This is a genomic window from Mediterraneibacter flintii (genome assembly GCF_055387595.1).
On sequence record NZ_AP031405.1, the window covers coordinates 1,306,310 to 1,331,185 of the forward strand.

Below are 24,876 nucleotides of genomic sequence, written 5' to 3' on the forward strand. Positions count from 1 at the left end.
TTGAGATGGCTAAACAAGAAAAAAGAACGAAATTTATTACACGGGATATACTGAAAAGCTCTATTATCGGCGCTTTCCAGAAACTGGATCCTAGATATATGATTAAAAATCCTGTTATGTTCGTTGTTGAGGTTGGATTTGTGCTTGCACTCGTGATGACAATCGTACCGACTGTTTTTGGAGATGACAGCACATTAAGGCTATATAACGGGATTGTAACAGTAATATTGTTTATTACAGTTTTGTTTGCGAACTTTGCAGAATCTGTTGCAGAGGGACGTGGCAAAGCGCAGGCAGAGTCTTTGAAAAAGACAAAAAGAGATACAATGGCAAATCTGCTTTTACCAGACGGTACAGAAAAGGTAGTCAACGCCTCTGAACTGAAAAAGGGCGATGTAGTCATTGTAAGAACAAATGAAATGATTCCAAACGACGGTGAAGTAATCGAAGGAATCGCGTCTGTTGACGAATCTGCAATCACAGGTGAGTCTGCTCCGGTTACAAGAGAGGCAGGCGGGGATTTTTCCTCTGTAACAGGAGGAACAACGGTAGTCAGCGACTGGCTGAAGGTACGTATCACTTCCGAACCAGGACAGTCCTTCCTTGACAAGATGATTTCACTGGTTGAGGGTGCTTCCAGACAGAAGACGCCGAACGAGATTGCACTGAACACACTGCTTGTTGGATTGACAATTATTTTCCTGATTGTCGTAGTAACGTTGTATTGCTTTGCAGATTATTCAGAAGTACAGATTCCAATTGCAACGGTGATTGCACTTCTTGTGTGTCTGATTCCGACAACAATCGGCGCATTGCTTTCTGCGATTGGTATCGCAGGTATGGACAGGGTAACAAGATTCAATGTCATTGCAATGTCCGGTAAAGCAGTTGAGGCGTGCGGAGACGTTGACACAATGATTCTGGATAAGACAGGAACGATTACATATGGTAACCGTCTTGCGGCAGATTTCAGACCTGTAAAGGGCATTAAGAAGGAAGACCTGATTGATTATGCGGTTATGACATCCCTGTGTGACGCGACACCGGAAGGAAAATCAGTTGTAGAGCTGGGAAAAACACTGGGAACAAAGATTACAGAAGATTTATCTTCACAGATGGAATTTATAGAGTTTACAGCGCAGACAAAAATGAGTGGTGTAAACTTAAAGGACGGCACTCCTGTAAGAAAAGGAGCTTATGACGCAATCAAGACATATGTAACAGAAAACGGCGGCACAGTACCGGCAGACTTAGAGGGAATTGTGACAGAAATTTCAGGACTTGGCGGAACTCCGTTGGTTGTATGTGTAGGAAATGTGGTTTACGGTGTGATTTATCTTAAAGATACTGTAAAACCAGGACTGGTAGAAAGATTTGACAGATTAAGACAAATCGGAATCAAGACAATCATGTGTACAGGAGATAACCCGCTGACTGCTGCTACAATTGCAAAGGAAGCAGGTGTAGACGGATTTATCGCAGAGTGTAAACCAGAAGACAAGATTGTAGAAATTAAAAAGGAACAGGCAGAAGGAAAGATTGTTGCCATGACTGGAGACGGTACAAATGATGCTCCGGCGCTTGCACAGGCGGACGTAGGTCTTGCTATGAACAGCGGTACTTCCGCAGCAAAAGAAGCGGCAAACATGGTAGACTTGGATTCCGATCCGACAAAGATTCTGGAAGTTGTAGAAATCGGAAAACAGCTCCTGATTACACGCGGTTCCCTGACAACATTCAGTATCGCGAACGACGTGGCAAAATATTTTGCCATCATTCCGGCGATGTTTACATTGGTGATTCCACAGATGGAAATACTGAATATCATGCATCTGTCCACTCCTTACAGTGCGATACTTTCTGCATTGATATTCAACGCCATTATCATTCCGTGTCTGATACCGATCGCTATGCGCGGTGTTAAGTATAAACCAATGAGCTCAGAAAAGATGCTTTTGAAAAACATGGGAATTTACGGTGTAGGTGGTCTGATTCTTCCATTTATCGGAATCAAGATTATTGATATAATTGTAACACCATTGCTTGCACTGATTGGATTATAAAGGTAGGAGAAGATAAAAATGAAAAGTTTTGGATCTTATTTTAAGAGAGCATTGATTCTCACATTAGCGTTATTAGTTATCTGCGGAATCTTGTATCCGCTGGTACTGACCGGACTTGGACAGTTGTTTTTCAACAAGCAGGCAAACGGGAATATGATTGAAGTAAACGGTGAGGCTGTCGGTTCCGAGCTGGTTGGCCAGGCATTTGAGGGAGATGAGTACTTCCATGGAAGAGTTTCCTCAGTGAATTACAACACATACACAGAAGAAGAAAAAGAAAACGGCGACTATGCAGGAGTGTCTTCAGGAACATTTAACTACGGTGCTACAAACGAAGATTTGGAAGCACGTGTGAAGGAAGATGTTGCGGCATTCAAGGAACGCTACAAAGATGTGGTTGGAGAGGAATTTACAGGAGAAATTCCAGCAGATATGCTGACAGCTTCCGGTTCCGGACTTGACCCGCATATCAGCCCTGCAAATGCTAAGGTACAGACTCCGATCGTAGCGGCTGCTTCCGGACTTTCAGAGGAGGAAGTGGCGCAGATTGTTGAAAACAATACAGAACATAAGGTATTGGGCGTCTTTGGAGAGGAAAAGGTCAACGTTTTGAAATGCAACATTGAGATTGCTGAAAAAATTGGGGCTATCACAACAGAGGAATAATAGTGTATAATAAAAAGGGAGACTGCGATACGGTCTCCCTGAAATTATTTTAGGAGGACCCCAGATGAGTGAGATAGGAAGAGCAAACCCTGAGGAGCTGTTGAGAAGAATTCAGGAGGAAGAAAAGCGGAAAAAAGAAGAGGCAAAAGGAAAATTATATATCTTTCTCGGATATGCGGCAGGTGTTGGCAAGACCTATACGATGCTGGAGACTGCGCACGCGATGAAAAAGGACGGCGTAGACATTGTGGCAGGGTACATAGAGCCGCATGACAGGCCGGAGACAAGAGAAAAGGAAGACGGTTTGGAAAAGATCCTGCCGCTTATGGTGGAATATAAAGGGATTCAGTTAAGAGAACTGAATCTGGATGAGGTTTTAAAGCGAAAACCTAAAGTGGTGCTGGTAGATGAGCTGGCGCATACAAATGCACCGGGGATGCGGCATCAGAAACGGTATGAGGATATTGAGGAAATCTTAGATGCGGGAATCGACGTATATACGACCGTAAATATACAGCATTTGGAGAGCTTGAACGACATTGTAGAAAAAATTACGGGAATCCATGTAAAAGAAAGAATTCCGGATTCTGTATTTGATTCTGCGACGCAGGTGAAGCTTGTCGATATTGAACCGGATATTTTAATAGAACGGCTCAAGGAAGGAAAAATTTATAAAGCGGTACAGGCAGAGCGTGCGCTGAATAACTTTTTTGCAAAAGAAAAGCTGATTGCATTAAGAGAGATTGCGTTAAGAAGGATGGCGGACAAGGTTAACCGCGTGGCGATTCAGGAGCATCTGATGCGGCAGAGCAAAGAAGGACGGGAGTATTATCAGGGCGAGCATATTCTGACCTGTATTTCTCCGTCACCTACCTGTGCAAAAGTCATAAGGAGCGCATCTAGACTCGCATATGCCTTTCATGCACAGTTTACTGCCTTGTACGTGGAGACTCCGTTTTTGCAGAATGCAGATGAGTCTGTGAAGAAGATGCGGGACGATAACGTACACCTTGCCGAGGCATTGGGAGCCAAAATTGTTTCTGTATTCGGGGAGGACGTGGCGTTTCAGATTGCAGAGTATTCCCGAGTCAGCAGTGTGACAAAAATTGTACTTGGAAGAACGAATCACAGAATTTTGTTTGGACAAAAGAAGGGAACCTTGACGGATCAAATCAGTGAATATATTCCGGATATTGATATTTATGTTATTCCAGATACCGGAGAGAGGCAGCGAAAGCTTCTTCTTAGAAAGCCTAAAAAACGATATGTCAATGCCAAGAGAACGGAAAGTCTTGGAATGGACATTCTAAAAGAGGCGGCCATATTGTCAAGTGTTACGGCGATTGGATTTGGAATGAAACAATTCGGTTTCTTAGAAGCGGACATTATTATTATGTATCTTCTGGGTATACTGATATTATCCGTATTTACAACGCGCAGGTTTATCTCTGTATCAGCGGCGCTTATCAGTGTTCTTCTGTTTGACTGGCTTTTTGTAGAGCCGCTGTACAGTTTTGCAATTTATCTGAAAGGATATAGTGCAACCTTTGCCTTTATGCTGGCATTTGCCTTAATTATTTCTACGATTGTATCGAACGAAAGAAGGCAGGCAAGAGAGAGCGCGAAGCTGGTGTACCGGACAGAGCTTCTGCTGGACAACAGCCGGAGGATGCGGCGTGTGGATTCTGTAAAAGACTTGCTGATAGAATTAAGCGGGCAGGTTTTGAAATTGATGAATCTTTCAGTGGTATTTTTTATCCGGAAGAATGGGAAGACAACTGGCCCCTGGCTGTTTCCGAAAAAAGGAGTGTCTAAGGAGCAGCTGAGAAATATGGTGGACAGCCAGGAAAGAGCAGTGGTGGACTGGGTAATGGTAAATCAGAAGCGGGCGGGATGTTGTACCCATACGTTACCTGGAGCAAAGGCAATGTATCTGCCGATCAAATCCAGTGATGAGATATATGGAGTGATGGGGATTGTGCTGGAGGAAAAAAGAGAGATTCCGCCGTTTGAATATGGGCTTCTTACGGCAATGCTAAATGAAGCGGCACTCGTATTTGCAAGGATTTATCTGGTAAACCGCAGGAGAGATTCATAAGAAGATATAAAAATGATTTTTATACCATTTTAATATAATTTTAATATGAGGTGGGTGTTCTTTAACACCCATTTTGTATTATGCGTGCTACTTTATAACCGGAAGGAGGCAGAAGAAATGAGAGAAAATGAGGCAAAAGAAAAGCAAATGGAAGATTTTGCAAAGCTTTGCAGAGTGATCCGCAATTATGTAAAGGATAAGCGATGGGATGAATGTGAAGTTTTGATACCGAAATATATGGAATTATATCCGCACAGTGCTGTTCCGCACAATTTGATGGGAATCATGCTTGAAAAGCAGGGAAAGCATCCGCAGGCAATGTGCCATTTCAGAGCTGCGGCAGCCCTGGACGCGTCGTATCTGCCGGCGGGATATAATATGAAATTATATTCTGCTTTTGAAAAAACCAGAGATAATAAAGAGCCGGCATATGATGAGGCGGACTGTGAGGATTTCAACGAGAAGAGTCAGAATGAGAACCAGTTTTAGAGGGTGAGAGAATGGAAAATACAATCGTACAGTACGGGTTGTGTATTGCCATATTAGTTGTATTGGCAGTTCCGCTTGGCGGATATATCGGAAAAGTGATGAATGGAGAAAAGGTCTTTTTGACAGGACTGCTTTCTCCTGTTGAAAGACTGATATACCGGACGCTTAAAATCAATAAAGAAGAACAGATGGGCTGGAAGAAGTATGCTGTCAGCATAGGAGCATTCAGTCTGTTTAGCTTTGTGTTTTTGTTTTTGATTTTACTGCTGCAGGGTGTACTGCCCTTGAATCCCCAGGGAGTAAAAGGGATGAGTCCGGATCTCGCTTTTAATACGGCGGTAAGCTATGTGACAAATACAAACTGGCAGGCATATAAAGGCGAGGTTTCTATGTCTTATTTTTCACAGATGGCAGGATTGACCGTGCAGAATTTTGTATCGGCGGCAGTTGGAATTTCTGTCCTATTTGCACTGATACGGGGATTTGTAAAGGTGAAATCAGAGGGGCTTGGAAATTTCTGGGCAGATTTGACAAGAATTCTTCTTTATATACTGATTCCACTTTCTATCCTTGTGTCTGTCCTCCTGGTATCGCAGGGAGTTGTGCAAAACTTAAACAGAAATGAGACAGTAGAGCTTATAGAACCAGTGGTGACGGAGGACGGCGATGAGATTACGGAAGCGACAGTACCTATGGGCCCTGCCGCAAGCCAGATAGCAATCAAGCAGTTGGGAACAAACGGTGGAGGCGTGTTTGGCACAAATTCGGCTTTTCCGCTTGAGAATCCGACGGCTCTGTCCAATCTGATTGAACTGATTTCTATTTTGCTGATCCCTGTATCTCTGTGTTTCACTTTCGGAAGAAATATCCGAGACAAGCGGCAGGGAGTCGCTTTATTTTCCGCCATGCTGATCCTTTTGCTGCTTGCACTGTCGGCCACCTTTGCTGCAGAGCAATCTGGAACTCCGCAGCTAAAAGCACAGGAATCCGTTAATATAGAGCAGACGGACGGTCAGGCGGGCGGCAATATGGAAGGAAAAGAAGCGAGATTTGGAATTGCAGATTCTGCTATGTGGGCGACATTTACGACGGCGGCTGCAAATGGCTCTGTCAATTCTATGCATGATTCCTATACCCCGCTTGGAGGCGCGATTCCGCTTCTGCTCATGCAGATTGGAGAGGTGGTATTTGGCGGAGCAGGAAGCGGACTGTACGGAATGATTGGATTTGCCATTATGACAGTGTTTATTGCAGGTCTTATGGTAGGCAGGACGCCGGAATATTTGGGGAAGAAGATTGAAGCACACGAGATGAAAATGGCGTGCATTATCTGTCTTATGACATCCGTAGCAATCCTGGCAGGAAGCGGAATCGCCGCACTTGTTCCGGCCGTAGAAAAGAGTGTGAATAATACAGGAGCACATGCACTGACAGAGATTCTGTATGCGTTTTCTTCGGCGGGAGGAAACAACGGATCTTCCTTTGCAGGGCTGGCAGCGAATACGGTGTTTTTAAATCTTTCACTTGGAATTGTGATGGCACTGGTAAGATTTATTCCAATGATGGCGATTCTTTCAGTAGCGGGAAATATGGCAAAGAAGAAAAAAACAGCGGTGACGACAGGAACATTGTCTACATGCGGGCCATTGTTTGTAGGATTGTTGATTTTTGTAATATTGCTTATAGGAGCGCTTAGCTTTTTGCCGGCGCTTTCCCTTGGGCCGATTGCAGAGTATTTTCAGATGATAGGCTAGGAGGCAGTGTAAGAAGATGAGAAGGAGAGGGAAAGACAGACTGATAACAAAGAAGCTGGTTATCAGGGCAGTAAAGGATTCATTTATCAAATTGGCTCCAAAGACGGAGGTAAAAAATCCAGTCATGTTTCTGGTATATCTGTGTGCGTGCATTACTACACTGTTGTTTATAGCAGGACTGTTTGGACTTCAGGATACTTCTACAGGGTTTGTATTCGCAGTAGCAGTCATCCTATGGTTTACGGTACTGTTTGCGAATTTTGCTGAGGCAATTGCGGAGGGACATGGAAAAGCACAGGCAGATTCACTGCGTGCATCGAGACGGGATGTGACGGCATACCGAATTCCATCTGCGGATGAAAAAGACAAGAAAGAAAAAGTTCTGTCATCTATGTTAAAAACAGGAGATCTGGTATTCGTGGAGGCCGGACAGCATATTCCGGCGGACGGCATAGTGGTAGAAGGGGCGGCGTCTGTAGATGAGAGCACCATCACAGGAGAGTCTGCTCCTGTAATCCGAGAAACACAAGGGGAACGCAATTCTGTGACAGGCGGAACGACGGTGATTTCAGATTACTTGGTCATCCAGGTGACGAAGGAGGCAGGGGAACGGTTTCTGGACAAAATGATTGCAATGGTCGAGGGGGCAGCGAGAAAGAAGACGCCCAATGAGATCGCGCTGGAGATTTTTCTTGTAGCTCTTACGATTATTTTTATTTTTGTTACGCTGTCACTCTATGCATTTTCTTCTTTTTCTGCTAGACAGGCGGACAGGGTGAACCCGACGACAATTACCTCCTTGATTGCACTTTTGGTATGTCTTGCGCCGACGACGATCGGAGCGCTGCTCTCGGCGATTGGGATTGCCGGAATGAGTCGGCTGAATCGGGCGAATGTACTTGCTATGAGTGGACGTGCAATCGAGGCGGCGGGAGATGTGGATGTACTGCTTTTAGATAAAACCGGAACAATTACACTGGGAAACCGTCAGGCGAGCAGGTTTATTCCAGTGGACGGACACACAGAACAGGAGCTGGCAGATGCGGCGCAGCTATCTTCTCTTGCGGATGAGACGCCGGAAGGGAGAAGCATTGTGATTCTGGCAAAAGAAACCTTCGGAATTCGGGAGAGGAACCTGCAGGATATGCAGATAGAATTTATTCCATTTACAGCTAAGACGCGGATGAGTGGAGTAGATTTAAGAGGAAGTGAAATAAGGAAAGGCTCTGTTGATGCGATCAAAGAATATGTAGAAGCGGCAGGAGGGAGGGTTTCTTCTCAATGTGAAGCGGTAGCCTCCCAAGTGTCACAAAAAGGCGGAACCCCTCTGATCGTCGCGAAGAACCATGAAGTCCTGGGGGTAATTTATCTGAAAGACATTATCAAGGCAGGAGTCAGAGAGAAGTTTTCAGATTTAAGAAAAATGGGAATTAAGACGATTATGATTACCGGTGATAACCCTGTGACGGCTGCGGCGATCGCGGCGGAGGCGGGAGTGGATGACTTTTTGGCGGAGGCGGCGCCGGAACAGAAGCTGGAGAAGATCCGTATGCTGCAGGAGGCAGGACATCTTGTGGCAATGACTGGTGATGGAACAAATGACGCGCCGGCACTTGCACAGGCAGATGTGGCGGTGGCAATGAACTCTGGGACACAGGCAGCAAAAGAAGCGGGGAATATGGTAGATTTAGATTCCTCACCGACCAAACTGATCGAAGTTGTGCACATTGGAAAACAGCTTTTAATGACGAGGGGGAGCCTGACTACTTTCAGTATCGCAAATGATGTGGCAAAATATTTCGCGATTGTACCGGCAATGTTTGTAGGACTTTATCCCGGGTTGTCCGCACTTAATATCATGGGACTTAGCAGTGCTACAAGCGCGATACTTTCAGCAGTTATATATAATGCACTGATTATTATCGCCTTGATTCCTCTTGCATTAAAAGGGGTAAAATACAGGGAGGTATCGGCAGGGAGGCTCTTATTCCGCAATCTTTTGTTCTACGGGGTTGGAGGAATTGTAACACCGTTTGTATGTATTAAACTGATCGATATGCTGCTTACGGGCATAGGACTTAGTTGATAAGAAGGGAAATGTATATGAAACTATGGAAATCAGCACTGCCGAAAGCATTTGCGGCTGTTCTTATATTTACTCTGCTCTGCGGAGTGATGTATCCGCTTCTAATTACCGGAATATCCCAGCTGTTTTTTAAGGAGAAGGCGGACGGCAGTATTATTGAGATAGAAGGGGTAAAATACGGCAGTGAGTTATTAGGGCAGCAGTTTTCAGGGGAAGAATACCTCTGGGGAAGAATTATGAATGTGAATACAGAAATGCTGAAAAACGAAGACGGAGATCCAACTGCTTACGGAGTGCCCTCTAACTTGAGTCCGGCAGGAGAAACATATGCTAAGCTTGTAAAAGAGAGGGTACGGAAAATAAAAGAGGCGAATCCACAGATGGAAGAGGAAAAGGTTCCAGTGGATCTGGTGACGGTATCCGGCAGCGGACAGGATCCGCATATCAGTGTGGACGCCGCTTATTACCAGATTCCGCGGCTGGCAGAAAAAAGGAACAGGACAGAGGAAGAGATACAAGGTGTGATAGATAAGTATACAACAGGAAGGTTTCTGGGGATTTTTGGAGAAAAGACGGTCAATGTACTGGAGGTCAACCTTGCATTGGATGGGATTTTAAAGTAAGATGAAACAAAAAAGAGGAGCAGAACATGGGAGAAAAGAAGGAAACAGAAGAGCATCTGCTGATTTGTCTATCTTCATCGGAATCCAATGAAAAGGTTATCCGCCAGGGAGCAAAGCTTGCGCGTGCCTTTCATGGAAAATTTACGGCGCTGTATGTAGAAACCCAGAAAAATGCAGGTATTACAGAGGAAAACAGAAAAAAACTCAATAAAAATATTCGACTTGCCCAGCAGCTGGGCGCGCGGGTTGTAACCTCTTACGGAAGCGACATTGCAGAGGAGATTGCCGCTTATGCCAGAGTTTCAGGAGTGTCGAAAATTGTTCTGGGAAGAACCTATACAAAACGCCATCCACTTTTTATTCGGGACAGTTTATCTGAAAAGCTCTCCAGACTGGCGCCCGGGCTGGAGATATTTCTGGTTCCAGATGCCTACGGAAAAACCTACCGTTATAAGTACCAGAAGACAAAAGCAATCGAATATAAAGAGCTCTGGAAGGACATGGCGATCTGTATACTGGGACTCGGGCTGTCAACTGCAGTGGCTTCTTTGTTTGTGGGACTTGGCTTAAGCGATACGAACATTATCATGGTCTATATACTGGGGGTTCTTTTGGTGGCGATTTTGACGAGCAGGCAGATATGGGGAATCCTCACCAGTATTTTAAGTGTGCTGATATTTAACTTCTTTTTTACTATGCCAGTCTATACGTTTAATGTCAGTGATCCTGCCTATATCGTTACATTTTTTGTTATGTTTGTGACGGCATTTACCTGTTCGGCTCTGACAAAAAAAGTGAAAAACTATGCAAGACAGAGTGCGCGGAAATCTTACCGGACAGAGCTTTTACTGGAAACGAGCCGGAAACTGCAGGAGGCGACAGACTTAAGGGAGATTGCCATGCAAACTGTACAGCAGCTTGGAAGGCTTCTGGAGAAAAATATTTACTTCTATTTTGGTAAGCCAGAGATCAGTCATATTCCAGAGGTATATAAGAAGAATGACAACGCTCCCTCTATGCTGGAGGAGTCGGAGATTGGCGTGGCACAGTGGACATACCGCAATAACCGTCGTGCGGGCTTTTCCACAGAGACGCTTCCGGGTTCCCGCTGCATGTTCCTCGCCGTTAGAAGCGCAGAGAGTGTGTTCGCAGTGGTGGGAATTGATATGGAGGGAGAGGAGATTCCTTCCTTTGAGGCGGGGATTATGGAGGCAATTCTCAATGAGTGTGCGTTTGCGCTGGAAAAAGAAAATCTTCTGGCACAGCAAAAGGAAACAGACCTGCGGCTTCAGAAGGAACAGCTGCGCGCAAATCTGCTGCGATCGATTTCCCATGACTTAAGAACACCGCTTACAAGTATTTCGGGTAATGCAGAAAACCTTCTTATGAATGAGGAGACGATGTCAGAGGAACAGCGGAAGAAGGTATACAGGGACGTCTATGATGATTCTATGTGGCTGATTAATCTGGTGGAAAACCTTCTGTTTGTAACAAGGATAGAAAATGGGACAATGGAATTGAATATCCAGGGTGAAATTGTAGAAGACGTAATAGAAGAAGCAGTAAGACATGTGAACCGCAGAGGAAAGAACCAGGAGATCTGTGTGGAATGTGACGGGCTTTTGATGGCAAAGATGGATGTAAAATTGATGATGCAGGTAATTATCAACCTGGTAGACAATGCAGTGAAGTATACGCCGGCAGATTCCAAAATAACAGTGAAGGCAAAGCAGTACCAGAATAAAGCGGTCATTTCTGTTGCGGACAATGGCCCGGGGATTCCGCCCGAACAGAAAGAAAAGCTTTTTCAGATGTTCTATACGCTGGGAAACACAGTGGCGGACGGTCGGCGCGGAATGGGACTGGGGCTGTCGCTTTGCCGTTCGATTGTCAACGCCCACGGCAGTGAGATAAAGATATATGATAATGTGCCTTGCGGCGCGGTTTTCAGATTTGAGTTAGAAGTGGAGGATGTAAGACTATGACAAATAATGGAAAGCCCTTTGTTTTAGTGGTAGAAGACGATATGCCTGTGCGGAACCTGATTACGACAACCTTGGAATCACAAAAATACAAATACGAGACGGCGGTAAATGGAAATCAGGCTGTTATGGCAGCGGCGTCCGGAAATCCTGATATTATTTTGATGGATTTGGGACTGCCGGATATGGACGGTATTGACGTAATACAAAAGATCCGTACATGGTCGGTGGCGCCGATTATTGTCATCAGTGCGCGCAGCGATGATCAGGATAAAGTAGATGCTTTGGACGCAGGGGCGGACGATTACCTGACAAAACCCTTCAGTGTGGAAGAACTGCTGGCAAGAGTGCGCTCTACATTGAGAAGGCTACAGTATTTAATGAAAACGGAAACCTCCAATGTAAGTGTATTTCATAATGGGGAGCTTACCATTGATTATGGAGCAGGGACGGTAGCGGTTGACGGGCATGAGATCCATTTGATGCCGTTAGAATATAGCTTATTATGCCTCCTGGCGCAGAATGTAGGAAAGGTTCTGACCTATCAGTTTATACTGGATAAGGTATGGGTCAATGCTCTGGAGAGCGATATGTCCTCTCTTAGGGTATATATGGCGTCTCTTAGGAAAAAAATTGAGAAGGATACGGCACACCCTAAATATATACAGACGCATATCGGGGTGGGATACCGTATGATTAAAGTAGAGGACAGCACTCCTTCCGGACAGGAGTAAAAAAGAAAAATAACAAAAATCCATTTTTCGAATATTCTGGTAAAAAAGGGTGTTTGTATGAGATGGGTAAAAGAATCGATCGGATACTGGTGTGAGGATACTGTGTCCGGTAAATTTACAGGACAGGGTGTATGCGCGGCGGTACTGGATACCGGAATCGCGCTGCACCCTGATTTTGACAGCAGAATTTTGGAATTTAAAAATTTTACGGGAAATAAACAAGAGATCCATGACGACAGCGGACATGGCACACATGTATCCGGAATTCTGGCGGGAAGCGGAAAGCAGTCCGGAGGCAATTATGCAGGGATGGCCCCGCATGCAGGACTTTTGATTGGAAAAGTCCTGGACAAGGAAGGAAATGGGGCGGTTCATACAGTGCTCAATGGAATTGAATGGATCTTTCAGATGAGAAGGAAGCACCCGATACGGATTGTCAACATTTCAGTAGGGACGCAGCCGGATTTGGAAGAACGCCAGAAAACCCTGCTTTTAGAGGCAGTAGAGGATCTGTGGAATGAGGGAATGGTCGTAGTTGTGTCGGCGGGAAATTATGGGCCGGGTGCAGGGACAGTTGCGGTTCCCGGCAACAGCCCAAAGGTAATTACAGTAGGAGTTCCGGACAATGTAGAAGCTTTTGCGAAAGCTTTGCCTGTACAAAGTAAAGGGAAGCTGAAAAACTATTCAGGAAGAGGGCCTACAGATACCTGTGTGGTAAAACCAGACGTATTGGCGCCCGGGACGGGGATTATAAGCTGCAACAGCCGGTTTAAAAATAGGCGGGAGGGATTTTACACAATGAAAAGCGGGACTTCTATGGCAACGCCGGTCGTATCTGGTGCGATAGCCTGTCTTTTGTCAAAGGAACCGGATATGACGAATGTAGAGGTGAAATTAAAGCTGCGTTCCTCCTGTGTAGAACAGGATAAAGAGATGGGATGGGGAATGCTGCATGTGGGAAAATTATTATCGTAGGAAGTTTAAGAGGCGTCAAGAGAAAATACTTGACAATGCTTTCCTTTTCGTGTAATATAGCAGAGGTGATAAAAATGGATGAGATTTTTAAACAGGCTCTGCTGTATGATTTTTATGGAGAGCTTTTGACGGAACATCAAAAGGAAATCTATGAGCAGTTTGTCTTGGAAGATTTATCCTTAAGCGAGATTGCGTTAAGTGCCGGTATAAGCAGGCAGGGAGTCCATGATATGGTGAGACGCTGTCAGCGGATTTTAGAAGGATATGAGGAGAAGCTGCAGCTTGTTGAAAAATTCGTCTCTATCAAGGAAAAGGTGCATGAGATTGATCGGATTTTGGAGACATATGGAAATAAAAAAACCGACACAAAGAAAATGATAGCGGATATCCGCAGGATAGCGGATAAGATTATAGAGGAGTTGTAGAATGGCATTTGACAGCTTAACAGAGAAACTTCAAAATGTATTTAAAAGCTTGAGAAGTAAAGGCCGCCTGACCGAAGAAGATGTCAAGGCTGCCTTAAAAGAAGTCAGAATGGCTCTTTTAGAGGCGGATGTTAATTTTAAGGTTGTAAAGAATTTTGTAAAAGAGGTACAGGAGCGTGCCGTCGGGCAGGATGTTATGAACGGACTGAATCCCGGACAGATGGTTATTAAGATTGTAAATGAAGAGCTTGTTAAATTGATGGGCTCTGAGACAACGGAGATTCGCCTTCAACCGGGAAGTGCAATCACTGTCCTTATGATGGCAGGGCTTCAGGGAGCTGGTAAGACTACCACAACGGCGAAGCTTGCCGGAAAATATAAATTAAAAGGAAAAAATCCGCTGTTGGTTGCGTGTGACGTATACCGTCCCGCGGCAATCAAACAATTACAGATAAACGGAGAGAAGCAGGGGGTCGAAGTCTTTTCGATGGGCGAGAAAAACCGTCCTGCGGATATTGCAAAGGCAGCTTTAGAGCATGCAAAGAAGAACCATAATAATCTGGTTATTCTAGATACGGCGGGGCGCCTTCATATAGATGAGGAGATGATGTCGGAGCTTCAGGAAATCAAAGAGGCAGTGGAAGTGCATCAGACAATTTTGGTAGTGGATGCTATGACCGGACAGGATGCAGTGAATGTGGCCGGAAGCTTTAACGAGAAAATCGGAATCGACGGTGTCATTGTAACGAAATTAGACGGTGATACAAGAGGCGGTGCGGCGCTTTCCATCAAAGCAGTAACCGGATGCCCGATTCTCTATGTCGGTATGGGGGAGAAGCTTTCAGATTTGGAGCAGTTTTACCCTGACCGGATGGCTTCTCGTATACTGGGAATGGGAGATGTCCTGACCTTGATCGAAAAAGCCGGAGCTGAGTTAGATGAAGACAAAGCGAGGCAGATGGCTGAAAAGATGAAAAAGGCCCAGTTTGATTTTGAGGACTATCTGGAAAGTATGAACCAGATGAAAAAAATGGGAGGACTTTCCAGCATACTTGGGATGATGCCAGGACTGGGAGGCTTGGGCGGTTTAGGAAAAGGTAAGCTGCCAGAGCTTGACACACAGGAGAATGAGAAGAAGATGGCGCGGATGGAAGCGATGATTTATTCCATGACAGTGGAAGAGAGAAGAAATCCGGATATTTTAAATCCCTCCAGAAAGCACCGGATTGCAAAAGGGGCCGGGGTGGATATTGCAGAAGTAAACCGTATGGTAAAGCAATTTAACGAGACCAGAAAGATGATGAAAAAGCTTCCTGGCATGATGGGTGGCAGAGGTGGTAAAAAAGGCAGGTTTAAACTTCCTTTTTAACACATAAATTCCTTTTCTGACTGTCAGAAGGGGAAAAGAAAAATGAAAATAAAGAAAGAAAAACAGAGGTGAAAGAAAATGGCAGTAAAAATCAGATTAAGAAGAATGGGACAGAAGAAGGCTCCTTTTTATAGAATCGTAGTTGCTGATTCAAGGTCCCCGAGAGACGGAAGATTTATCGAGGAAATCGGTATCTATGATCCAAACCAGGATCCGAGCTTATTTAAAGTGGATGAAGAAGCAGCAAAAAGATGGTTGAATAATGGAGCACAGCCAACAGAAGTTGTAGGCAAGATTTTCAAAGCAGCAGGAATTGAAAAATAGGCTGTTTTCGCGGAGGTGCGCGTAAATGAAGGAATTAGTAGAAGTGATTGCAAAGGCATTGGTAGATAATCCGGAGGGTGTTTCCGTAACAGAGAGACAGGACGGGAGAACTACTGTGTTGGAACTGCGTGTATCGGATGGCGATATGGGTAAAGTCATCGGAAAGCAGGGACGTATTGCAAAGGCAATCCGTTCTGTGGTAAAAGCAGCGGCGGCAAAGGAAGACAAAAGAGTTGTCGTTGACATTATGTAGACAGGATGCAGGCATTTTCAGCCTGTGGGAAAAGGGCAGCCTTCATAGGTAAGATATGGAAGCTGCTCCTTTTTCATATAATAGGAAATTTTGATAAATTTCCTATTATATGAAAAGCCCTCCGGGCGGGATGCGCACGCCGCAATAAGGAAATTTTACCGCTTTGCGGTATTGCGGCGGCGCTCAAAGTGGACAAGCCTCTCAAGAGTGAGGGGCAGGGGAGTTGAAGTGGGCTTGCCCACTTTGTTCTTGTAGGAAAAAGCCGGTTTTCCGGCATAAAGGAGAGCGTGATAATGGAACAGTTGCTGCAAGTCGGCGTAATTACATCGACACATGGAATCCGAGGAGAGGTCAAGGTGTACCCTACGACGGATGATCCGGAACGTTTTAAAGCATTAAAAAAGGTCATACTAGAAAGCGGAAAAGAACAAATACCTTTAAAAATACAAGGTGTCAGATTTTTTAAAAAGTTTGTGATTGTAAAATTTGAAGGTATTGACGATATAAATGATATAGAAAAATATAAAGGGAAAGCGCTTTTGATACCGCGGGAAGACGCAGTGGAGCTTGACGAGGACGAATACTACATTGCAGATTTGATTGGAATGGAAGTATTTACAGAGGAAGAAAGGTTCGGTGTCTTAAAGGATGTGATAGAGACAGGGGCCAATGAGGTATATGTTATAGACTCTCCAAAACATGGCGAAGTGCTTATTCCTGCGATACGGCAGTGCATTTTGGACGTGGACATAGAGGCAGGAAGAATGAAAATCCATCTTTTGAAGGGATTGATCTAGGAGAGGAGTGAAAGGAAGGTATATGCATTTTCATATATTGACGTTGTTTCCGGACATGGTGCTGGGCGGGCTGCATACGAGCATTATCGGCAGGGCGGTGAAAAATCAATTGCTCAGTATTGAGGCAGTGAATATTCGGGACTTTGCGTTCAACAAACACCAGAGTGTGGATGACTATCCCTACGGCGGAGGGGCGGGAATGCTTATGCAGGCGGAGCCGGTATATTTGGCCTTCCAGTCTGTGGCAGAGAAATTAAAGAAAAAGCCCAGAGTTGTCTATCTCTCACCGCAGGGGCAGACATTCTCTCAAAAGATGGCGGAAGAATTTGCCAGGGAAGAGGATCTGGTTCTTCTGTGCGGACATTATGAAGGAATCGATGAACGTGTGCTCGAAGAGATTGTGACAGACTATGTATCTATCGGGGATTATGTGCTTACCGGAGGCGAGCTTCCGGCAATGGTGATGGTGGATGCGATTTCTCGTATGGTGCCGGGAGTTTTGCACAATGACGTTTCAACAGAGTTTGAATCCTTTCAAGACAATCTGCTGGAATATCCGCAGTATTCCAGGCCGGAAGAATGGCATGGAAAAAAAGTCCCCTCCGTGCTTCTGTCTGGTCATCATGCGAACATAGAAAAATGGAGAAGGGAACAATCCATTTTAAGGACATGGAAGAATCGTCCGGATTTATTGGAAAAAAGTATCCTTACAGAGACAGAAAAGGAGTTTATCAAGAAAAATCAAAACAGCACTTGAAACCTGGACGAAAATGTGGTAAACTACGATAGTTGTGAAAAGAAACCGATGGTCCTCTGACACGCATACATGTGTTAAGAACGTCTAATATGAAGGAGGTCACACAAAATGAATGAAATTATCAGAAAAATTGAAGCAGAGCAGATGAAAGAGAATGCTCCTGTATTTAATGTAGGCGATACTGTAAAGGTATATGCTAAGATTAAAGAAGGAAATCGTGAAAGAATCCAGGTATTTGAAGGAACTGTCCTGAAAAAGCAGGGCGGCGGAGTGAGAGCTACTTTCACAGTAAGAAAGAACTCCAATGGAATCGGTGTTGAGAAAACATGGCCAATTCACTCCCCACACGTGGAAAAAGTAGAAGTTGTCCGCAGAGGTAAAGTAAGAAGAGCAAAACTGAACTACTTAAGAAAACGTGTCGGAAAAGCTGCGAAAGTAAAAGAATTAGTAAGATAAGATTCAAAATAAGTAACTATGAGAGGGACAATTACAAATGTGTAGATTGTCCCTTTTGTTATATCAGATGGTAGACATTCTATAAGAGGGAGAAGAATGCAGGATTTAAAGTTTCGCAAAAAAAGGAAAAGAAGACGCAGAACATTAAATTCTGAAAAGAAAAAAGGTCTGCGTTTTGAGAACAGCATAAAGTCTGTACAGCCGTCCGGTCAGCGAAAGCCGTCCGGTCGATATGAGCGTGGGCACATGCTTGCCTGGGGATTAGAAATTCTGCTGGTCTGTGTATTTGCCGTAATGCTCGTCTGGTTTTTTGGACAGAGAGTCAGTAATGCAGGAGATTCTATGAAGCCTTCTTTAAACAACGGTGATGTGGTTCTTGTAAATCGGCTTGTATATGATGCGGTAAAGCCGGGAAGAGGAGATGTCATTGCATTTCGGCCCGGCGGGAACGAAAATGTACATTACTCAATTAAGCGGATTGTGGGGCTTCCGGGAGAGAGTGTCCAGATTAAAGACGGGGCTGTCTATATCAATGGCGAGAAGCTGGATGGGGAGCTGTATGCTGCAGATATAGAGTATGCCGGTGTGGCCGAAGAGCCGGTACAGCTTGGAAAAGGAGAGTATTTTGTGATGGGAGACAACCAGGCAGGAAGTGATGACAGCCGTATGGCGGATATAGGGAATGTAAAAAGAGAAGAGATATATGGAAAAGTCTGGTTTGTAGCAAGTTTTGGCTCGAACTTTGGATTTGTAAAGGATTAGAGGAGGAAATAACATGCATTTTCAATGGTACCCTGGACATATGACCAAGGCAAAAAGGATGATGCAGGAAAATATAAAACTAATCGACCTTGTAATTGAGCTGGTGGATGCCAGGATTCCGGCAAGCAGCAGGAACCCTGATATCGACGAGCTGGGAAGGAATAAAGCGCGCCTGATTGTATTAAATAAAGCAGATTTGGCACAGGAAAAGTACAATGAGGCGTGGACAGAATATTTCAAAGAAAAGGGATATGTAGTTGTAAAGGTCAACTCGAAAAAGGGGACGGGGATAAAGTCTATTCAAGGTGTTATTCAAAAGGCATGTAAAGAAAAGATAGAAAGAGACAGAAAGAGGGGGATCCTGAACCGTCCGGTGCGGGCAATGGTCGTGGGGATTCCAAATGTTGGAAAATCTACTTTTATTAATTCTTTGGCAGGAAAGGCATGTGCGAAGACAGGAAATAAGCCGGGAGTTACGAAAGGAAAGCAGTGGATACGCTTAAATAAAAATGTAGAGCTGCTGGACACGCCGGGGATTCTCTGGCCGAAATTTGAAGACCAGAACGTGGGGCTCAACCTTGCCTTTATCGGTTCTATGAAGGATGAGATTTTGCAGATAGAAGAGCTGGCATGTAAGCTTCTTACATTTTTGAAGCAATATTATGCGGGGATACTTGCAGAGAAATATGAGATATTGGAGACAGAAGACGCGTATACATGTCTCAAGGCAGTGGCGAAGCAAAGACATTGTCTCCTGCAGGGGAACGAATTAGACACAGAAAAGGCGGCAGGGCTGATATTGGATGATTTCCGAAACGGGCGTCTCGGAAAAATAACACTTGAATTCCCTTCCAATAATCACTAAGATAGAGATAGACAGCAGAAAGAAGGTAGGAAATGGAGCACGAGAAGAGTATTATCAGAGAATTATTAGGATGGGTTGTATATATTCTGGTGATTGTCGGACTTACATACCTGATTATCACGTTTGTAGGCGTGAGAACGCGGGTGAGTGGTTCCTCTATGGAGACGACACTTTCCGACGGAGATCAGTTGATTGTAGACAAGATATCCTACCGGTTCCGCGATCCGAAGAGATATGATATTGTAGTATTTCCGTACCAGTATGAGGAGGATACCTATTATATAAAAAGAATTATTGGGCTTCCAGGTGAGACGGTGCAGGTAGGAGGCGGAAAGGTTTATATCAACGGGGAAGTGTTAGATGAGCACTATGGAAATGAAGAAATGCTCAATCCAGGGATTGTGGAGGAGCCGGTTACTTTAGGAGAAGACGAATATTTTGTCCTCGGAGATAACAGAAATCACAGTCAGGACAGTCGCGATCCAAGCGTTGGAGCAGTGCACAGAAAGGATTTATTAGGAAGAGCATGGATCCGTATCTGGCCGTTTGATAAATTTGGGGTGATCAAGCATGAGTAAAAGCATAGGAGAAATCAAGGCGGAATTTGAACAGGCAGAGGAAGAAATGCTCCCTTCTCTGTATGAACTGTATAGAGATGATACAAGAAGCGGTGTAAGAAAATTGATTGCAAGGTATCAAAAAGAGCAGGAGAAGCTTGCCGCTGAGAGAGAACGCTTAGAGCAGATGCGAATATTTGAAAGAGAATATGAAAGGTTTGCGTATATTTGCGGGATTGATGAGGTGGGAAGGGGCCCTCTTGCGGGGCCGGTAGTTGCCGGAGCTGTGATCCTTCCAAAAGACTGCGAGATCCTCTGGATCAATGATTCAAAAAAGTTATCCGCAAAAAAGCGGGAAGAATTGTATACAGAAATTGCGGAAAAAGCAGACGCCGTAGGAATTGGAGTCGTTTCTCCAGACAGAATTGATGAAATCAACATTCTGCAGGCGACCTATGAGGCGATGCGTAAGGCAATCCAAAGCCTGAAAGTGACACCGCAGCTTTTGCTCAATGATGCGGTGACGATTCCTAGGGTGAACATTCCGCAAGTTGCGATTGTAAAAGGGGATGCAAAAAGTGTTTCGATTGCTGCAGCGAGTATTGTGGCAAAGGTGACAAGAGATCATATGATGGAGGAATATGACCAGACATATCCAGGTTATGGATTTGCGCAGAATAAAGGATATGGATCGAAGGAGCATATCGAGGCGTTAAAAAAGACAGGGCCTTGCCCTATTCATCGTCGCTCTTTTATCGGACACTTTGTAAAAGATTCGTGAATCGAACAGGTACAAAAGAGAAAATGTGGTGTTTTCTGGGTACAGGTGCATGGGAAATTCATGGCAAAGGACAATGTAAGAAAAGGAAGAGAATATGAGAAGAGGGCAGGGTGGTATTTAGAACAGGAAGGACTGAAAATTTTAGAGTATAATTATCGGTGTGCCCTCGGAGAAATCGACATTGTTGCTCGTGAGGAGGAAACCCTTGTATTTTGCGAGGTGAAATACCGGACGGATACAAGGAAGGGAACTCCGTTAGAAGCAGTGGACAGTCGAAAGCAGAGGAGGCTGTTTTTAAGTGCAATGCATTATATGATGAAAGCAGGGCTTACGGAAGTGCCCTGTCGGTTTGATGTGATTGGAATTCAGGGAGATAAGCTGCAGCATATCCGGAATGCGTTTGAGGGATATTAAAGGAGACAGGAAGCTAAAAAAGGAGCAGTGACTATGGGATTGGGATTACAGTATAAAAATAAACAGCATATTTTTGATGAGATAGAAACGGATACTCCTTATTTGGAATATCCGTTGTTTCGCAGTACGGGGATTGTTCGGCATGGTTTTTCTACGCGGCTGGGAGGCGTAAGCGAAGGCTGCTTTGCATCGTTGAATTTAAGCTTTACCAGGGGAGATGATGCATGTAAGGTAAAAGAAAATTTCTTGAGAATAGGGCGGGCAATCGGCGTAAAATGTGAAGATATGGTATTTTCCCAACAGACACATACAGTGAATGTACATGTGGTTACAGAAAAGGAACGTGGAATGGGAATTTTAAGACCGAGAGATTATATAGATGTAGATGGTCTCGTGACAAATGTTCCAGGTGTCTGTCTGGTAACGTTTTATGCGGATTGCGTTCCGTTATATTTTGTAGATCCGGTAAAAAAGGCAGTTGGCTTAAGTCATTCCGGCTGGAGAGGGACTGTAGGGAAAATCGGACAGAAAACAGTCGAGAAAATGCAGAAGGAATACGGAAGTGATCCGAAGGATATTCTGGCAGCAGTCGGGCCTTCGATCTGTCAGGACTGCTATGAGGTGAGCCAAGATGTGGCAGAGCAGTTTCAGGAAAATTTTCCGGAGAGTACATGGAAAGAGATATTTTACAGAAAAGAAAATGGGAAATATCAACTGAACCTCTGGAAGGCAAATGAGCTCATTTTGAAAGAGGCAGGAATTACAGAGGAACATATGGCAGTGACAAATGTATGTACGCGCTGTAACAGCAGGATTTTATATTCTCACAGAGAAATGGGAGAGCGCAGAGGAAATCTGTGCGCATTCCTGGCATTGAAAAGAGAGGAGGAGCTGGAATGATACAATCTCTGTTTACTGCTGCTCCGGTCACAGAACAGTCCGCCCAGGATGTGCTGGAGTCAGCAGGAGACGTCGCGGTGGAGGCGACGCAGGAGGTCAATCAGTTTGTAAAATTTTTTCAGGAGAATATACCTGGTTTAGTAGCTTTTGGGATCAAGGTGCTGTTGGCGCTTGTATTCTTTTTTATCGGAAGGGCAGTTATCCGCGGAATCCGAAAATTTGTAAAACATTCTATGCAGAGGGCGAATGCAGATACGGGAGTGATGCAGTTTGTAGATTCCCTTTTGAAGTTTGGTCTGTACGCACTTTTAATCTTCTCTATTGCGACGAAATTTGGGGTAGAATCCTCGTCTGTAGCCGCAATTATTGCATCTGCCGGCGTCGCGGTCGGCCTGGCGCTGCAGGGAAGTCTTTCAAATTTTGCGGGAGGCGTTTTAATACTGCTGTTAAAGCCGTTTGTCGTGGGAGACTATATTATTGTGAACAAGGAAGAGATAGAAGGCACAGTAAAAGAAATCCAGATTTTTTATACGAAGATGACGACAGTGGATAATAAGACGGTTATCATTCCAAATGGGACACTGTCTAATCAGAGCCTGACGAATGTGACAGCACGTCCGGAAAGACAGTTAGATTTAAAGATAGGCATTGCGTATGAGGCAGATTTAAAGAAGGCAAAAAGGATTCTGGAAGAAATGCTATTGACGGATCCGGCGATTATTCAAGACGAGGATAAAAGAGTCTTTGTAGATTCTCTTGGAGAAAGCAGCGTTGTTCTCGGTGTGCGTGCGTGGGTAAAAACAGAAGAGTACTGGGCAGTGCGGTGGCGTCTGTTAGAAGAAATAAAACTGACGTTTGATAAAGAAGGGGTCAAAATACCCTATCCGCAGATGTCTGTGCATATGTGCAGAGAATAAAGTTTCGTATACCGGAGGGTTTTATTGTATAGGGAACGAAGGTTTCTATACAATAAAAAAAAGCTGGAAATCGGACTTGAACCGACGACCCCTTCATTACGAGTGAAGTGCTCTACCAACTGAGCTATTCCAGCTTATCGCCATGCGACTTTGTTATTATATCGCTTTTTTTAATGAATTTCAACAGTTTTTTTAAGAAAGGAGGGGAAAAGCTGTGAAACCATCAGAAGAAATCATAGAATTATTTGAAAAGGACCGTTTTGCTACGGAAAACGGAGCTGTAATAGCGGAGGTGGACGACCACTATGCAAAATGTACTTTGGAAGTACAAGAACGCCATAGGAATGCAATGGGGGCGGTAATGGGAGGAGTCTATTTTACATTGGCAGATTTTGCATTTGCGGTGGCGGCAAACTGGCAGGAAATCGGAACAGTCTCCTTACATTCGGATATCGCTTATCTGGGAACGGCGAAGGGAAAGCGCCTTACAGCAGAGGCATTCTGTGTCAAGAATGGAAAAACCACAAGCTATTACCGGATAGAAGTAAAGGATGAGTTTGATAATCTGGCAGCTGTGGTCAATACTACAGGCTATAGAAAGATATAAGGAAAAGAGGAAACCACATGGAAAAATCAAAAGTATATTTTACAGATTTGCGTGCCCTTCCGGGGACAAGTCTTCCGCAGAAGCTTCAAAAATTAATAAAAAAAGCGGGAATCGGGAAGATTGATTTTGAAAAAAAGATGGCGGCTATTAAAATCCATTTTGGAGAGCCGGGCAATCTGTCCTTTTTGCGCCCCAATTATGCAAAGGCGGTAGCAGATGTAATAAAAGAACTGGGAGGACGCCCGTTTCTTACAGACTGCAATACGCTGTACGTAGGAAGAAGAAAGGATGCGCTGGAGCATTTAAGTGCTGCGTATGAAAATGGATTTAATATATTGTCTACAGGATGCCATATTGTTATCGGAGATGGGCTGAAGGGAACAGATGAGGTGTATGTTCCGGTAGAAGGGGCAGAGCTGGTAAAGGAAGCGAAGATAGGAAAGGCGATTATGGATGCGGATGTGTTTATCAGTCTTAGTCACTTCAAAGGACATGAACTGACTGGGTTTGGCGGCTGCCTGAAAAATATCGGCATGGGCTGTGGAAGTCGGGCAGGAAAGATGGAACAGCATAACAGTGGAAAACCCTCTGTACATACAGAAAGCTGTGTAGGGTGCCAAGTCTGTTCGAAAAATTGTGCGCACGGCGCAATTTCTTTCCCCCAAAAGAAAGCAGTGATCGATCACAATCTATGTGTAGGGTGCGGAAGATGTCTGGGGGTATGTAACTTTGACGCGATTTACAATGAGAATGCCTCCGCCGTCAAAGAGCTGAACATGAAGATGGCGGAATACTCCAAAGCAGTTGTAAATGGACGGGACAGCTTTCATATCAATCTGGTAATGGATATTTCTCCATACTGTGACTGCCATCCGGAAAATGACGTGCCGATTCTGCCGGATATAGGAATGTTCGCAAGCTTTGATCCTGTGGCGCTTGACCAGGCGTGTGCGGATGCTTGTAATGCACAGAGCCCTATGCCTGGAAGTCTTTTAGATGAACATCTGCACGATCATAGTCTGTGCGACCATCACGACCATTTCACGAACACGACTCCGGAGAGTGAATGGCAGACCTGTCTTGCACATGCGCAGAAAATCGGCTTAGGCAGCAGAGAATATGAGTTAATACAGATATAAGGAAGAGGAGATTAAAAAAGTAAGGGAGATTGCACAAACAATGTGTCTCCCTTATTTTTTACTTCATATATAAACACCCATCA

General features: G+C 44.5%; 26 protein-coding genes and 1 tRNA gene. 26 read left to right on the top strand and 1 reads right to left on the bottom strand.

The window, feature by feature from the left end; genetic code table 11:
* Positions 1–5: 5 nt before the first annotated feature.
* The 24 genes from kdpB (ACZ5C4_RS06250) (at position 6) to ACZ5C4_RS06365 (ending at position 23,047) form a co-directional block, all read left to right on the top strand.
* Positions 6–2,063 (top strand): potassium-transporting ATPase subunit KdpB, encoded by a 2,058-nt coding sequence (gene kdpB / locus ACZ5C4_RS06250; RefSeq protein WP_186875201.1) that lies wholly within the window; start codon positions 6–8, stop codon positions 2,061–2,063.
* An 18-nt stretch (positions 2,064–2,081) separates the two neighbouring features.
* Positions 2,082–2,729, top strand: coding sequence for a potassium-transporting ATPase subunit KdpC (gene kdpC, locus ACZ5C4_RS06255; RefSeq protein ID WP_464520236.1), 648 nt, complete (start codon positions 2,082–2,084; stop codon positions 2,727–2,729).
* Positions 2,730–2,793: 64 nt separating this feature from the next.
* Positions 2,794–4,827, top strand: coding sequence for a DUF4118 domain-containing protein (locus tag ACZ5C4_RS06260; protein ID WP_464520237.1), 2,034 nt, complete (start codon positions 2,794–2,796; stop codon positions 4,825–4,827).
* A gap of 117 nt (positions 4,828–4,944) precedes the next feature.
* Positions 4,945–5,316: a hypothetical protein gene (locus tag ACZ5C4_RS06265; protein WP_186875198.1), complete on the top strand. Its 372-nt coding sequence runs from the start codon at positions 4,945–4,947 to the stop codon at positions 5,314–5,316.
* A gap of 11 nt (positions 5,317–5,327) precedes the next feature.
* Complete coding sequence (gene kdpA, locus ACZ5C4_RS06270) at positions 5,328–7,070, top strand: potassium-transporting ATPase subunit KdpA (RefSeq protein ID WP_464520238.1); 1,743 nt, start codon at positions 5,328–5,330, stop codon at positions 7,068–7,070.
* A gap of 16 nt (positions 7,071–7,086) precedes the next feature.
* Positions 7,087–9,156, top strand: coding sequence for a potassium-transporting ATPase subunit KdpB (gene kdpB, locus ACZ5C4_RS06275; protein ID WP_464520239.1), 2,070 nt, complete (start codon positions 7,087–7,089; stop codon positions 9,154–9,156).
* Positions 9,157–9,173: 17 nt separating this feature from the next.
* Positions 9,174–9,779, top strand: a complete 606-nt coding sequence (gene kdpC, locus ACZ5C4_RS06280) for a potassium-transporting ATPase subunit KdpC (RefSeq protein ID WP_464520240.1) — start codon at positions 9,174–9,176, stop codon at positions 9,777–9,779.
* Positions 9,780–9,805: 26 nt separating this feature from the next.
* Positions 9,806–11,764, top strand: coding sequence for an ATP-binding protein (locus tag ACZ5C4_RS06285; protein WP_464520241.1), 1,959 nt, complete (start codon positions 9,806–9,808; stop codon positions 11,762–11,764).
* On the top strand, positions 11,761–12,495 hold the full coding sequence (locus tag ACZ5C4_RS06290) for a response regulator (protein WP_186875193.1): 735 nt from the start codon (positions 11,761–11,763) through the stop codon (positions 12,493–12,495). The genes ACZ5C4_RS06285 and ACZ5C4_RS06290 overlap by 4 nt, the downstream gene beginning before the upstream one ends.
* 57 nt (positions 12,496–12,552) lie before the next feature.
* On the top strand, positions 12,553–13,470 hold the full coding sequence (locus tag ACZ5C4_RS06295) for a S8 family peptidase (RefSeq protein WP_464520242.1): 918 nt from the start codon (positions 12,553–12,555) through the stop codon (positions 13,468–13,470).
* A 74-nt stretch (positions 13,471–13,544) separates the two neighbouring features.
* A complete protein-coding gene (gene ylxM / locus ACZ5C4_RS06300; RefSeq protein ID WP_186875191.1) occupies positions 13,545–13,895 on the top strand; it encodes a YlxM family DNA-binding protein in 351 nt (116 codons plus the stop codon).
* A 1-nt stretch (position 13,896) separates the two neighbouring features.
* The gene (ffh, locus tag ACZ5C4_RS06305; RefSeq protein ID WP_464520243.1) at positions 13,897–15,264 is read left to right on the top strand and encodes a signal recognition particle protein; all 1,368 of its coding nucleotides are present in this window, start codon (positions 13,897–13,899) and stop codon (positions 15,262–15,264) included.
* 78 nt (positions 15,265–15,342) lie between these two features.
* Positions 15,343–15,588 (top strand): 30S ribosomal protein S16, encoded by a 246-nt coding sequence (gene rpsP, locus ACZ5C4_RS06310; RefSeq protein ID WP_186875189.1) that lies wholly within the window; start codon positions 15,343–15,345, stop codon positions 15,586–15,588.
* Between the two features lie 25 nt (positions 15,589–15,613).
* Positions 15,614–15,841: a KH domain-containing protein gene (locus ACZ5C4_RS06315; protein ID WP_186875188.1), complete on the top strand. Its 228-nt coding sequence runs from the start codon at positions 15,614–15,616 to the stop codon at positions 15,839–15,841.
* A 293-nt stretch (positions 15,842–16,134) separates the two neighbouring features.
* Positions 16,135–16,638 (top strand): ribosome maturation factor RimM, encoded by a 504-nt coding sequence (rimM, locus tag ACZ5C4_RS06320; RefSeq protein ID WP_464520244.1) that lies wholly within the window; start codon positions 16,135–16,137, stop codon positions 16,636–16,638.
* A gap of 22 nt (positions 16,639–16,660) precedes the next feature.
* On the top strand, positions 16,661–17,395 hold the full coding sequence (gene trmD / locus ACZ5C4_RS06325) for a tRNA (guanosine(37)-N1)-methyltransferase TrmD (RefSeq protein ID WP_464520245.1): 735 nt from the start codon (positions 16,661–16,663) through the stop codon (positions 17,393–17,395).
* A 108-nt stretch (positions 17,396–17,503) separates the two neighbouring features.
* Complete coding sequence (gene rplS / locus ACZ5C4_RS06330; RefSeq protein WP_186875185.1) at positions 17,504–17,851, top strand: 50S ribosomal protein L19; 348 nt, start codon at positions 17,504–17,506, stop codon at positions 17,849–17,851.
* Positions 17,852–17,947: 96 nt separating this feature from the next.
* A complete protein-coding gene (gene lepB / locus ACZ5C4_RS06335) occupies positions 17,948–18,613 on the top strand; it encodes a signal peptidase I (RefSeq protein ID WP_464520246.1) in 666 nt (221 codons plus the stop codon).
* Between the two features lie 13 nt (positions 18,614–18,626).
* A complete protein-coding gene (gene ylqF, locus ACZ5C4_RS06340) occupies positions 18,627–19,478 on the top strand; it encodes a ribosome biogenesis GTPase YlqF (protein ID WP_464520247.1) in 852 nt (283 codons plus the stop codon).
* A 32-nt stretch (positions 19,479–19,510) separates the two neighbouring features.
* Positions 19,511–20,056, top strand: coding sequence for a signal peptidase I (lepB, locus tag ACZ5C4_RS06345; protein ID WP_464520248.1), 546 nt, complete (start codon positions 19,511–19,513; stop codon positions 20,054–20,056).
* Positions 20,049–20,816: a ribonuclease HII gene (locus ACZ5C4_RS06350; RefSeq protein WP_464520249.1), complete on the top strand. Its 768-nt coding sequence runs from the start codon at positions 20,049–20,051 to the stop codon at positions 20,814–20,816. Before lepB (ACZ5C4_RS06345) ends, ACZ5C4_RS06350 begins: the two co-directional genes overlap by 8 nt.
* A gap of 60 nt (positions 20,817–20,876) precedes the next feature.
* Positions 20,877–21,230: a YraN family protein gene (locus tag ACZ5C4_RS06355; RefSeq protein WP_464520250.1), complete on the top strand. Its 354-nt coding sequence runs from the start codon at positions 20,877–20,879 to the stop codon at positions 21,228–21,230.
* A 33-nt stretch (positions 21,231–21,263) separates the two neighbouring features.
* Positions 21,264–22,130 (top strand): peptidoglycan editing factor PgeF, encoded by an 867-nt coding sequence (gene pgeF / locus ACZ5C4_RS06360; protein WP_464520251.1) that lies wholly within the window; start codon positions 21,264–21,266, stop codon positions 22,128–22,130.
* Positions 22,127–23,047 (top strand): mechanosensitive ion channel family protein, encoded by a 921-nt coding sequence (locus tag ACZ5C4_RS06365; RefSeq protein ID WP_186875178.1) that lies wholly within the window; start codon positions 22,127–22,129, stop codon positions 23,045–23,047. The genes pgeF and ACZ5C4_RS06365 overlap by 4 nt, the downstream gene beginning before the upstream one ends.
* 61 nt (positions 23,048–23,108) lie before the next feature.
* On the opposite strand, the gene ACZ5C4_RS06370 is transcribed toward ACZ5C4_RS06365, so the two are convergent.
* A tRNA-Thr gene (locus ACZ5C4_RS06370) sits at positions 23,109–23,181 on the bottom strand.
* Positions 23,182–23,261: 80 nt separating this feature from the next.
* Here ACZ5C4_RS06370 and ACZ5C4_RS06375 point away from each other — a divergent pair.
* A complete protein-coding gene (locus tag ACZ5C4_RS06375; protein ID WP_464520252.1) occupies positions 23,262–23,654 on the top strand; it encodes a PaaI family thioesterase in 393 nt (130 codons plus the stop codon).
* A 17-nt stretch (positions 23,655–23,671) separates the two neighbouring features.
* Entirely contained in the window at positions 23,672–24,793 is a 1,122-nt protein-coding gene (locus tag ACZ5C4_RS06380; RefSeq protein WP_464520253.1) for a DUF362 domain-containing protein, read from the top strand.
* The last annotated feature ends 83 nt before the right edge of the window (positions 24,794–24,876 follow it).